We start from the raw sequence: 12,855 nt of genomic DNA, 5'->3' as shown, positions 1-12,855 counted from the left end.
GAACTCATTAAAATTATTATAACAAAAAAAACTGGAAAACTCCAGTTTAATTTGCCAATATTTTTTTACTTTAATACAAAGTTTTTTCCCTTAGGGTTTTTAACAATTTAATTATATCATATTTTCAAAAAAAGTCAATTGCAAAAAAATATCATTTTTTTGTTTTATACACTTTTTTCTTATCCCTTATTTTGTACCCGTTATCATTTTTATTATAATGTTTATCAAGAGTTTTTACATCTGCTTCCTTAAAAATTTTACCTTTGTAATAGACATTATTCTTATCTTTTGTATAATCATCATCAAGAATTTGAAAAGTATCAATATCGACATTTTTACTTTCTAATGGAACAAATTTTGTGTTATTATTTCCATCTTCAGTAAAATAGTACAAATCTTCATTTTGCTTTACTAAAGAATAGTCTATTACTTCAAAGTTTTTAGGTTTGAATATTTCTAACTTTTTATTTTTATAATAAACATTATTTTTATCCTTAAAAAAATCATTTTTCAAAACTTCAAAGCTATTTACATCCACTCCATTTACTTTACGAGTTTCATAATATACTCCCATTTTATCTTTTCCAATAGAATACCCTTCAGGTTCAAAAGTTTTTATATCAGCACCTTCTATTTTTTTGAAATGATAATAAACGTTATTTTTATCTTTTGAATATTCAGAATAATTTTCGATAGGTTGTAAAGTTTTTAAATCAATTTCTGGAGAAATTTCAACTTTTTCAACAACAACTTCATTTTCTTTTTGATAAAAGGAATATATTCCATTTTTATCTTTTACATATGTATAATTTACGAATGGCTCAAAAGATTTTGAATCAATCCCTTTCATTAGCATTCCTTCGTAGTAAACTCCATTTTTATCTTTATAAAAATCTCCGTTCAAATCTTCAAATGTCACAGGGTCTAAGCCCTTTATCATCTTCCCTCTGTCATAAACAGCATTTTTATCTCTTCCCAATGCATAGCCTTCTATTGCTTCAAAAGTTTTTGCATCTGCCCCTTTAACTCTTTTTACATCACCATCATAATTATCATAGTAAAAAACATTATTTTTATCTCGATAATACTCTTTCGATACTTCTTCAAAAGTATTTAAATCAGCATTTTGGATTTTTTTCACTTCTTCTCTTCCAAGATAATAAACCCCTTTATCATCTTTGATAATAAGTTTATTTGATCCAATAACTTTAAAAGTTTTAGGATTTACCCCTGTTATTTTTTTGTTAAAAAAATATAAATTCTTTTTATCTTTTCCATATATAGAATCTATTTCAAAACTATTACTGTCAACTCCTTCTAATTTTTTTATTTCAATATCAATACTATAGTTATCATTCTCAGTTTCTTCTGCATTTTCGATATCAGTATCTAAAATTTTTTGTTCACTTTCTTTATAATTAATAAAATAGACATTATTTTTATCTTTTAAATACAAAAGCATCGCCATATTCTCTCCATCAACAACATTCAAAGTATCCATATCTATTTCTGCAGGTTTTATTGATTTTATCGTAATTTCTCCATTTTCATATTTATCAAAAGTATAAATACCATTTTTATTAATTAGTATAGTTGGTACGTAAAACTGAACAATAACTTTACTTTTTTCTGGACTAAATCCTTTAATTTTTATAATTTCATTATTTGTAATATAAAAAACATTATCTTTATCTTTTACAATAAAAGGATTTTCAATCTGAAAAGAATTCACATCTACATTTTCCAGCTTTTTATTCTTATAGTAAACATTATCCTTGTCTTTCGCAAAATTATCATTCTCTTCAAAAATTTTAAAAGTCCTAAAATCAATATTTTTCACAACTTCTTTTTTCTCAGAATCTTCTATTGTGTCAATAAAATAAATTTTATTTTTCTCTTTAAAATACCCTGCATTCGCAACACTCCCTACCAAAATAAACAAAAGCAGAATTTTTAACAAATATCTTTTAATGTTCACAATAACTCTCCTTTTTTATTCCAAAATTTAGCAATTCCAACAAAGCAATTCCTATTATTTAATCTCCATCTCCTCCTCAAACTTCTTCGGATTCTCCCCTTCCATTTTCTTCCCTTCAAAATAAACATTATTCCTATCTTTCCCATATTTTCCACTCATTGTCACTTCAAAAGTATCTATATCCGCTCCATTTATTTTCACAAATTTTTCTCCATTCAAGAAATAAACTCCATTTTTATCTTTAAAATAATTAGAACTATTCATTGGAGATTCAATTCTTTCAAGAATTTTTAAGTCAATATTTTTGCTATCAAGTGGAATTATTTTTATTTTATCTTTTTGATTTTCATTTTCCATCAATTTGTAAGCTCCGTTTTTGTCAACTAAAATTTTATCATATGAAATTCCACCGTCAAAAATATTAAAATTGTTAGGACTGATATTTCTTAATTTTTTCCCTTCATAAAAGACACTATTTTTATCTTTTATACACATTCCATTTATTACTTCGATACTATTCATATCTATTCCTTCTATTTTTTCTCCCTCATAATAAACATTGTTTTTATCTTTAAAAAAGCCAGTAGAATCTATTCGTTCAAATGAATTTATATCTGCTTTATCTACTTTTTTAAAACTATCTTCATCAAAATAATAAATATTTTTATCATCTCCAAAATACTTCCAATCTAATTCTTTAAGATTTTTAAAATCTATTTTTGCATTAATTGGAGTTATTTTTAGATCTTGTTCATTTTCACCTTCTTCAAATTTATAAATTCCATTTTTATCTTTTATAAAATAACTTTGTATCTGTTCAAAATCATTAGGAACAATTCCATCCAATTTTTTCCCATTATAATAAACATTATTTTTATCTTTCGCAAAATAAACAGAACTGCTGTAAGGCGAATTTAAAACTTCAAATGTTTGTAAATCAGCATTTTTTATTTTATAAAGATTGCCACTCAATCCATAGTAAATATTATTTTTATCTTTAAAATAACCGTTATCTAATTTCTTTAATGTCTTCAAGTCAATTCCATCTGCTTTCAAACTTTTTACCTTTATTTCAGTTTCATTAGAATCTATTAAAATATGTAAACCATTTTTATCTTTTATAATATCATAACCAACTTCTTCAAAAGTTTTCGCATCTACTCCAATCACTTTTTTATTAAAGAAATAAACATTTTTATCATCTCTTGCAAAATAATTGTCAATAATTTCAAATGTTTTCGGATTCGCACCAACTAATTTTTCAAATTCCATTTTATCAACTTTATCATTCAAAAAATAAATATTGTTTTTATCTCTGTAATATTTGTTATAAGAATCTCCAAGAAATTCAAAACTCGGAATGTCAACTCCTTTTGTATCTAAAACTTTTACTTTATAAGTAATCCCATCACTTTCTCTATCCAAATAGTAAACATTCTTATAATCTTTCACAAAATTAAACTCATTATCTAATATTTCAAACCCTTTAGAACTCACACCTTCCAACTTTTGATTTCCAATAAAAACACTATTTTTATCTTTTGAAAAAATTCCTGGCTCAAATGTATCAGCATCTGCTCCTTCCAGTTTTTTTAATTCCTGTTTATCTTCAGTCATATCGACATAATAAACCGAATTTTTATCTTTATAAAATGCTTCTTTAAAAATATTCTCAAAACTTGCCACATCAATGTTTAAATTTTTTATTGCTCTTATTTTTATTTTTTCATCATCTGTTGTATAAATTTCATAGACATTTTTATTATCCTTCAAGTAGTTATCATCAAAAATTTTAAGCCCTTCAATACCAACAGAATCTAGCTTTTCTCCATTATAATAAACATTTTTTCCATCTACTCCATAATTTCCGTTTACAATTTGAAATGTATTTTTATCAGCATTTTTTACTATTCTCACTTTCCCGTTTTTATTATCTACAAAATATACGTTATTTCTGTCTTTTATATAACTGCTGTAAGAAGAATTGTTATTATCCAAAAATACTAAACTATTTACATCAATATTCAAATTTATTTTCTCAATTTTTCCATTAGAAAAATAATAAAGATTATTTTTATCTTTTACAAAATCATTCAATTCAAGTACTTTTTCAGCACTTCCAACATCAATTCCGCTTTTGATTTTTTTAAAATCATTATCTGAATGATAGTAAAACTGTTTTTATCTTTATAATAGTTAAAAATTCCAAAATATTTAAATGTACTGAAATCAATGTTCAAATTATTTATTTTTTTTGCTTCAATTTTATCGTTTTTCCTGTCATACAAATCGCTATTGCTATTAAATGTCAAATAGTAATTATTTTCGCTTTGAAGAATATAATTGTCCTGTCCTATTTTCTCAATAACTTTAACTTTATTCGGATTAATCCCATTTATTTTTTCATCAATATAATAAACTCCATTTTTATCTTTTCCAATTTCCTCGCTCAAAGTAATAAAGCTGTTCCTATCAATATTTGGTAATTTTATAAAACCTTCTCCATCAGGAAAATCATTACTGTATTTAATAACAAAAATATTATTTTTATCTCTAAAATAATAAGTATCTCCCATTATCTCAAAACTTGACGCATCAGCATCTTTAATATCCTCATTTCCTGTAATGTAAAAAACTCTATTTTTATCTTTCCCTATAAAATTTCCGAACGTTTTAATACTTGCAGAATCTACATTTTCCATTTTTCTTCCTTTGTAATAAACATTATTTTTATCTTTTGCGATATAATTACCCAAAACCTCAAAAGAATTTTTATCTGCTCCTTGTATTTTTTCCAAATTCTCATAGGCATAGTAAATATTATTTTTATCAACAAAATAATCTATGCTCGTAACATCTTTGCCATTTTCTAAAGCTCTAAAAGTTTTAACATCAAGTCCATCTAAAGATATTTTTTTCGTATTTATTTTATTATCCGAAGATATTGGTATACTATCTGTAATATCAGCTTCAATTTTATATACATTTTTACTATCTTTCACATAATTTTCTTTTACTGTTTCAAATCCTTCAGGCAAAACATTTTTAAGTTTCTTACCATAAAAATAAACATATTTATTATCTTTTGCATAATAATCGCCAATAAGCCCTCTATCTTCCTTTAAAGGTTCAAAACTTTTAATATCTACATCTTTTACTTTCGACTTAATCTCATAATATGGCATTTTATAATAAATTTCACCATTTTCCTTTAAATATTCCGCATTTGCAATGCTTCCTGCTAGGATAAATAAAATTAATATTTTTAATAGATTTTTTGTTTTCATATTCGCTCCTTATTTTCAATTTTTCGTTTTAATGTTATGTTCATCTAAATTCTTTTTGATAAATGCTCTTATTTCCCTTGTCATTCAAAAATATTAACCACATTGAACATCAACAAAAATATCTGAAAAATCTTTATTTTTCAATTTTTCACTATTAATAAAAAAGTTCACAAATCCAGCATCGAAAATTAAAGCTCTCCAATCTCCATCTTTAGACAAATCACTTCCTAACTGAAAAAGAACCGTATCGTATTTTTCTTTTTCTCCTTCCTTTTCTCTAGGGTCGTATCCTTGAAAAAAATCAGGATATCCGCCACAATGCGTTCTTGAATCAATTCCGCACGCCTTTTCATCTACTATTTCCATATTTTTGTCAATATACTCATTCCATTTAAAATTATAGAATATGTCATCTTCTACCTTTAAAAATATATCTTCCTTTTCTTTTTCTGACAATTTTAAATTCATTTTTTCCAAAGTTGTCTCAAGATATTTTTCCTGTTTTTCCTCACTTATCTCTGAAATATTATACATCGAAGAAAATTCCAATGCATACCCAATTTCTCTTCCAAGCGTTTCTCCAAAAGGAAAATCTCCACAATCAAATTTTGGATTATAAATCTCCTTCAATTCTTCTTCGCTATAATGTTCCCCAATATTTTCATAATAAATCACTTTCAAGTCATCTTCATCACAAACTTCAAAATCTGTATCCCCTTGCATATAAATTTGAATAAGCCCCTTTTCAGGAAAATTTTCAAGTCCTTTTAAATCCTCGCAATTAATTTGAGCAAACAGAGCCATTGTTTCATTTCCATCTTCATCCTCATCCTCATCATCTTCACAATCTGAAAACTTATCATAAAACATCGGTGCTCTTTCTCCAATCGGAATATACGGAAATCCTCCCACTTTACTCTCTGTCAAAGAAATTTCTTCTCTATCCAAAAGTTTTGCATGACAAAGTGGCTTAATATTAAGTTCCTCATTATTTTCCCTAATTTCTTTCAAAAAATCCTTTTTTATTCTTTCTAAAATCTCATTAACAATCTCTTTATTCAAATTTGACATTTTTATTCTCCCTCTTTTTAAATATTTTTATTTTTTCTTAATATATTTTACCTCATTTTTTGTAATTTCAAAATCATTAAAATTTAAATATTTAATTATTTTTCTTCATAATTAAGAACCATTTTTTAATTCCAAAATTCCAGTTCATCTTCTTCTTTTATATCTTCTTCTTCCAGTTCATCTTCAAAATTTTTCAAAATATCTTCTATACTCATATCATTAATTTCAGGATCAATTTTATCAAGAAACTGTGAGAAACTTTCTTTCGCCTTTTGAATACGAATTCTATCGCCTGTTGCTACAACCATTTGATAATTTTCTAAATAATCAGAAATATGATTTCTTATTTAAGTATTCTTGCTATCTTTTCCAAAAAAGCCAGTTATTTCCATATTGTCTTCTCCAACATTCTCCAAAGTCTTCGCATCAGCACCTTTCACTTTCGACTTAATTTCAAAATATGGCATCTTATAATAAACTTCTCCATTTTCCTTAAAATATTCAGCATTTGCGATAGTTCCCGCTAAAATAAATAAAACCAATATTTTTAGTAAACTTTTTCTTTTCATAATATTTGCTCCTTTTTTATTTTATCAACTTTTTATTCTCTTTCCATTTTTATAAGATTCATATTTTCATCAATTTTATAAAATTCATTATTATATTTTATCTCATTGTCTACAATTTTAAAGTAATTTGGATTAACATTATTTAACTTTTTTCCTTGATAATAAACATTGTTTTTATCCTTTGCATATAAGTATTCAATAACTTGAAAGGTTTTGTAATCAGCATTTTCTATCTTTTTTATCTCTGCATTTTCTTCATCCACATAATAGACATTCTTTTCATCTTTTATATATTCATCACTTTTTTCGCCATTTTTTCCCTTCAAAAATTTAAGTGTTTTTATATCAGCCTCATTTTTAAATTTAATAAGTGTTTTTCCCTTTTTTATATCATCAGTTTCATCATAATAATAAAAATTATTTTTATCTTTATAAACTCTCATGGAAAAACTTTCAAAAGTATCCCTGTCAATTGGGAAATCCATTTTTTTCGCATATATTTTTTCATTCGAATTATTTTCATAAACAAGATAAAAATCATTTTCGCTTTTAATGATATTGTCAGGAACACTGCTTAACAAAGTCAAAAAATTAAAATTGTTTGGACTTACACCTTTCACTTTTTGTCCATAAAAATACAGATTATTCTTATCTTTAGCATAAAAATAGTCCAAATAAGCAAACGTCTCCAAATCAACTTTTTCATCAATTTTTTTCATATCAAAATAAGCATTGTTTTTATCTTTAAAATAATAATCTCCAACTGATTTAAGCGTTTTTGTATTCACATCTTTTAATTCCTTTTTTTCATCAGCATCAAAAACAATTTTTTCATCCTTCACAAAATGACTTCCAAATATTTTAGCACTTTTAGGATCTATTTTTTCAATTTTTTCCCCTTGATAATAAATATTATTCTTATCTTTTGCAAAATCATTTTCCAATATTTCAAATGATTTTTTATCTATATTTTTTAATATTCTTGGCTTTTCTTCACTCCAGTCCCGATAATAAATTTCTCCATTTCTTTTTATATATTCTGCATTCATAATATTTCCTGCCAAAATTGACAACCCAAATATTTTCAACAATTTTTTTATTTTCATAATCATTTTCTCCTTATAAAAAGTTACGTTTATTATTTATAAAAGTCCACAAATCTCAATAAACACAATATTTTAAGATTTATTTTTCTAATTCCAAAATTCCAGTTCATCTTCTTCTTTCATATCTTCCTCTTCCATTTCATCTTCAAAATCTTTCAAAATATCTTCTATATTCATGTCATTAATTTCAGGATCAATTTTATCAAGAAACTGTGAGAAACTTTCTTTCGTCTTTTGAATACGGATTCTATCGCCTGTTGCTACAACCATTTGATAATTTTCTAAATAATCAGAAATATGATTTCTTATTTCTGTATTCACTATCTCAGCATAAATTCTATTTGCTCTCTCAAGCAGCAGTTTATCCTTATTTTTATTTTCAGACTGAATTTTTATTTCTTCCAGCATTTTTATTTTCTCGTTTTTTTCTTCTTCAGATAAATCTCCATTTACAATCAATTTACTTTTTTTAAGTCCTGTACTCACAACTGTCGCTTCCACTTCCAAAATACCATTTATATCGTAAGTAAATCTTACATTTATGGCTTCTTTTCCTGCTAAGTTTTGTGGCACATCTAGTAAAAATTCTCCCAAAAATAAGTTATCATCTATGTTCAAACTTTCTCCTTGATAAATTCCGACAGTTACTTGACTTTGATAGTCTTCTATTGTGTAAAAATATTCAGATCTACTTGTGGGAACTGTGGTATTTCTAGGAATAATCGGTGCGAATCGTCTTCCTACGATTTCTGTTCCTAGAGTAAATGGGCACACATCAGTCAGGATTCTCTCTTTAAATACTTTGTTTCTTTCCTTCATTCCAACTGCGATTCCAACACCATAAGCCACAACTGTATCGGGATCTGCTGCTATTGATACTAGTTTATTATTTTCAATAAAATCATCGTTATTAAAATAGATTTTTTCTCCACGCATTTTATGAAAATATTTTTCCACAAATTCTTCAATAATTCCTAATTTTACTGCTCCTCCAACTAAAATAACCTTTTCAATTTCCCTAGCATCTGTATTTCCATCTTGCAGAGCCTTATCAATCGCAACTTTCATTTTTACAAGCAATGGTTTTACAGTCTCTCTAAAATTCTCTTGTGTAATTTCTGATTTATATTTTTTTCCTTTAATTTCCATCTCGATTTCTACATTCTTCAAGCTTATTAATTTTTTTGCTCTATCTGCTTTTGTGTATAATTTTGTTCTTTCATCACGACTCAAATCTGCTATTGATAACTTGATATTTTTCAAAAAAATTTCACAAATTTTAGTGGTGAAATCTTCTCCTCCAAGCATTGTATCTCCACTTATTGACAGCACTTCCATAATATCCTCAAATGTTTCAAGCAAAGTGACATCAAATGTCCCACCACCCAAGTCAAGCACAATAAACTTTAAATTTTGATTTAAAATATTGCTTCCAAGTGACAATGCCGCAGCCGTTGGTTCATTTATAAGTCTTTCTACTGTAAGTCCTGCCAATTCTGCTGCCATTTTTGTATCTCTTCGCTGTTTATCGTTAAAATATGCAGGTACACTTATTATCGCCCTATTTATTTTTTCATTTAACTGTTTTTCTGCATTTTCCTTTAAATGTTTCAAAACAAATGAAGATAACATTTGTGCATCAAAAGTTCTATTTTTAACTTTAATTTTTGCATCTGTTCCCATTCTTCTTTTAAAATTACTTGCAGTTTCCCCAGCATTCATCATTCTTCTTTCTTTCGCCAATTCTCCTACAATTATTGCATCATTTTCATCAATTCCCACAACAGACGGAATCAAAATATTTCCATATTCATTTTTTATAAATTGTATTTCTCCATTATCGTCAATATATGTAGCTAAACTATTTGTTGTCCCCAAATCAATTCCAATCATTCTTTCCATTTTTATTTTTCTCCTTTAATAATATTTTCCTTTTTTTGTCATTTATAAAAGTTTAGAAAATTTTACTAATGTAGCTTTTTCAATTTTTATTTTTTATATTTTATTACTTTTTGATAAATAGTCTTGATTCTTTAATTTTTAATAATTTTATTTTTATTAACTGTAATTTTTTTAATTGTATATTCTATCTAAAATTTTTTTTGCATAATTTTTCAATCTTAAATATTTTATTCTATTTACAATTATTAATTTTATAATCATCCATATTAATATTCCAAACAATAGAAAATCTTTAATTTTATAATTAAAATAAATAGAAATCAAATAACTTCCAAGCAAAATTATCTGTATATTCAACATACTTGCCATGTTTAAATTGTTTCCATGTTTTGCAAGTGAAAAATCTAAATAAATTCTTGTAACTGTAAGCACAATCCAATAAATTCTCACTAATTCAAAACTTTTCACGACATTTCTATAATCTATTTCCTTTGTATTTATTATTGCTGGTAAACTAAATATGCAAATAAAAATTAGCGCAATACAACTAAGAAGAAATATTAGAGTGTGTATAAAAGCGTCATCTTCTCCAATATCATCTTCACAAGTGATTTCCAAATGATAAAATATATTTTTTATTTTTTTATAACTATAAACTATTCTTTTAAAAAATAAATTATTTGCTAAATTAAAAATAAATTGTGAATTTTTTTGTTTATTTTTATATCAAAATACTTATAATTTCCACAATAAATATTCCAAAATATAAAAAATCCAAAAATATTCAACTTTTTCACATTAAAATATCTTTCCACAAAATTTTCTAGAGCCTTGTCATTCTCTCTTTTCTCTTTACTGCTATAAAGTTCCTTTATTTCCCCAAATTCATTTTTATTATTTGACAAACAGGAAATAATATATTCTTTTTCAAATTCAAAAAGATTCTCTGATTTTAAAATCAAATTATCTTCAAAATCATTATTTTCCAATCCTAAAATATCCCTAATTCTAGACTTTTCATCATCTGAAAACTTATCAAATCTTTTCAAAAAAACTTTTAAGTAAATAAAAGAAACTTTTTCTCTGTTTAAAATTCTGCGAATCTCTTTTAGCCAAGACTTTAGATTTTCTTCCATCCATTCATACTTTCCACTAAAAACATCAGAAAATTCTTCATCCTCAATATCTGTATTTTGAATATCATTTTCAAAAAAAATCTCCTCATAATCATCATTTTCAAAATTTTTTTCAATTTCAAAGAAATTTCTATTTTTAAAATTCGTTTTATTGTATTTTACTTCATCAAAATTATATTCTTCAAACTCCAAAGCAGTCTGATACGCTTCCCGAATCTTCATAAATATCTCAGGAAACTCTTCTGGATGATATTCTTTCAACATTTTAGAATATGCAATTTTTATTTTCTTCTTATCATCTGTCGGCTCTATTTCTAGTATTTTAAAAGCTTCGTCAAAATTCAAAATTATCACTCCTTATTTTTTATCTTTTTAAAACAAAGACATTCAAAATTTTTTTTGAAAATTCTTTTATTTTTTCATATCTTACATAAGTTGTCGTTACCATTTTTATAAATAAAATAATATTTATAAATAAATATTGAGATATTAATAAAAAATATAGTAAAAATTTTGAGAATGATGAATCATATTCTGCATTTCCAATAACTATTAATCTTCCCAAAAAAATTATAGTCATTAGTATAAATAAATAGTTTGAAAATCCGCATCTCATACTCCAGCCAAAATCTTTTTCATAAATAATGTTAAGCCAGTCTATGATTGTAAAAAAAATTCCTCCAAAGACTGTTATATTCCATGCAACATTAGTATCTAGAAAAAATAAAGCTATAATAGTTGATAAGAACATAAACATTATAAATATGGTTATTTTTGCTTCAAGACCATCTTTATAGCCCATTCCCAAAATTTTCATATAATTATTAATTTCAATATATTCATTTTTTATTTTATAAAATACAAATTTAAAAGTATTACCAACTTGCTCAATATCCCGATAGGAATACAATGCAACATTTTTTTTAAATAATTTAAAAACATTAATATTAAAATAATCCTGAATAAACTGCTCATATCCTTCTTCATTTTCCAAAAAATTTTCACTTGAAATTTTTTTTGTAATTTTATTTGAGCTCGTGTTTTCATTTTTCCCAGAATCTGCCCAAGTTTCTCCTAAAATATCAACAATCTCATCAGAACTATTCAAATTATAAATTAAAAGTTTATTTCAATTCTAGTCAAATTTCTCCAAGCATAATTATACAATTCGCTTTTTTGAAAAATTTCTCTAATCTGCTTTTTTTCCAAGTTATCAAAATTAAAATGAAATTCCCGTAAAATTTTCCTATATTCTGTAAGCGGTCGCTTTTCAGATGAAATAAGACTCTTCAATCCCTCTATCCATTCAGATATTAATTTTTTTAAATTTTTCTTTTCATCAAAAATATTTGAAAACTCTTCAGATTCTTCAAAAGTTTTTTTATTCACATAATTATTTTTATTAGAAAAAATATTCTCAAATTCACTTTCATTTTTTTCATCAGAAAAAATATCTTCAAAATTTTCAATAAAAGATTTTTCTTTATTTTCTTCAAAATTCTTTTTCACTCTTTCAAAAAATTCTTCATTTTCATTATTTTTTTCAGTCATCTTATTCTTTGATTTCACTTCATCAAAATCAGCTTTTTCAAACTCCAAAGCAACCCTATACGCTTCATTAATCTTCATAAACATCTCAGGAAATTCCTCAGGATGATATTTTTTCAACATTTCAGAATATGCAATTTTTATTTTCTTTTTATCATCTGTCGGTTTTATTTCCAGTATTTTAAATGCTTCATCAAAATTCAAAATCATCACTCCTAATTTTTTCTCAAATAATAGATATGTTTGTTAACCTAAGTT

At 25.2% G+C, this 12,855-nt stretch carries 10 protein-coding genes and 1 pseudogene; all 11 read right to left on the bottom strand.

From position 1 onward, the window contains the following. Window positions 1–151: 151 nt before the first annotated feature. The 11 genes and pseudogenes from FVE74_RS12290 to FVE74_RS11925 all read right to left on the bottom strand — a co-directional run bounded on the left by FVE74_RS12290 (window position 152) and on the right by FVE74_RS11925 (window position 12,801). Window positions 152–4,108, bottom strand: a pseudogene (locus tag FVE74_RS12290) (DKNYY domain-containing protein). Beyond that, entirely contained in the window at window positions 4,072–5,265 is a 1,194-nt protein-coding gene (locus FVE74_RS12230) for a DKNYY domain-containing protein (RefSeq protein ID WP_332094853.1), read from the bottom strand. The pseudogene FVE74_RS12290 and the gene FVE74_RS12230 overlap by 37 nt, the downstream one beginning before the upstream one ends. Before the next feature lie 93 nt (window positions 5,266–5,358). Next, window positions 5,359–6,336 carry a YwqG family protein gene (locus tag FVE74_RS06300; RefSeq protein WP_147003732.1) on the bottom strand — a complete coding sequence of 326 codons (978 nt, stop codon included), beginning with the start codon at window positions 6,334–6,336 and terminating at the stop codon, window positions 5,359–5,361. A 125-nt stretch (window positions 6,337–6,461) separates the two neighbouring features. After that, window positions 6,462–6,644, bottom strand: coding sequence for a hypothetical protein (locus FVE74_RS06295; protein WP_232053888.1), 183 nt, complete (start codon window positions 6,642–6,644; stop codon window positions 6,462–6,464). A 39-nt stretch (window positions 6,645–6,683) separates the two neighbouring features. Next, the gene (locus FVE74_RS11785) at window positions 6,684–6,905 is read right to left on the bottom strand and encodes a hypothetical protein (protein ID WP_197735177.1); all 222 of its coding nucleotides are present in this window, start codon (window positions 6,903–6,905) and stop codon (window positions 6,684–6,686) included. A gap of 32 nt (window positions 6,906–6,937) precedes the next feature. Continuing rightward, complete coding sequence (locus FVE74_RS06290; RefSeq protein WP_172617444.1) at window positions 6,938–8,011, bottom strand: DKNYY domain-containing protein; 1,074 nt, start codon at window positions 8,009–8,011, stop codon at window positions 6,938–6,940. An 87-nt stretch (window positions 8,012–8,098) separates the two neighbouring features. Then, window positions 8,099–9,913, bottom strand: coding sequence for an Hsp70 family protein (locus FVE74_RS06285; RefSeq protein WP_147003730.1), 1,815 nt, complete (start codon window positions 9,911–9,913; stop codon window positions 8,099–8,101). Window positions 9,914–10,084: 171 nt separating this feature from the next. Beyond that, a complete protein-coding gene (locus tag FVE74_RS06280; RefSeq protein WP_147003729.1) occupies window positions 10,085–10,381 on the bottom strand; it encodes a hypothetical protein in 297 nt (98 codons plus the stop codon). A gap of 215 nt (window positions 10,382–10,596) precedes the next feature. Beyond that, window positions 10,597–11,394, bottom strand: coding sequence for a J domain-containing protein (locus tag FVE74_RS06275; protein WP_172617443.1), 798 nt, complete (start codon window positions 11,392–11,394; stop codon window positions 10,597–10,599). Between the two features lie 19 nt (window positions 11,395–11,413). Continuing rightward, entirely contained in the window at window positions 11,414–12,157 is a 744-nt protein-coding gene (locus FVE74_RS11930) for a hypothetical protein (protein WP_232053887.1), read from the bottom strand. Window positions 12,158–12,165: 8 nt separating this feature from the next. Beyond that, entirely contained in the window at window positions 12,166–12,801 is a 636-nt protein-coding gene (locus tag FVE74_RS11925; protein ID WP_232053886.1) for a DnaJ domain-containing protein, read from the bottom strand. Window positions 12,802–12,855 lie beyond the last annotated feature (54 nt).

The sequence above is a fragment of the Leptotrichia wadei genome, assembly GCF_007990445.1.
GTDB lineage: Bacteria > Fusobacteriota > Fusobacteriia > Fusobacteriales > Leptotrichiaceae > Leptotrichia > Leptotrichia wadei_A.
The sequence above is the reverse complement of the archived record's forward strand: the minus strand, read 5'-3'. Positions and strand labels throughout refer to the sequence as shown.

Bases quoted from the DNA above. Each gene is read 5' to 3' on its own strand.
- FVE74_RS12230 (WP_332094853.1), bottom strand. From the start codon at position 5,265: ATGAAAACAAAAAATCTATTAAAAATATTAATTTTATTTATCCTAGCA.
- FVE74_RS06300 (WP_147003732.1), bottom strand. From the start codon at position 6,336: ATGTCAAATTTGAATAAAGAGATTGTTAATGAGATTTTAGAAAGAATA.
- FVE74_RS06295 (WP_232053888.1), bottom strand. From the start codon at position 6,644: ATGGTTGTAGCAACAGGCGATAGAATTCGTATTCAAAAGGCGAAAGAA.
- FVE74_RS11785 (WP_197735177.1), bottom strand. From the start codon at position 6,905: ATGAAAAGAAAAAGTTTACTAAAAATATTGGTTTTATTTATTTTAGCG.
- FVE74_RS06290 (WP_172617444.1), bottom strand. From the start codon at position 8,011: ATGAAAATAAAAAAATTGTTGAAAATATTTGGGTTGTCAATTTTGGCA.
- FVE74_RS06285 (WP_147003730.1), bottom strand. From the start codon at position 9,913: ATGGAAAGAATGATTGGAATTGATTTGGGGACAACAAATAGTTTAGCT.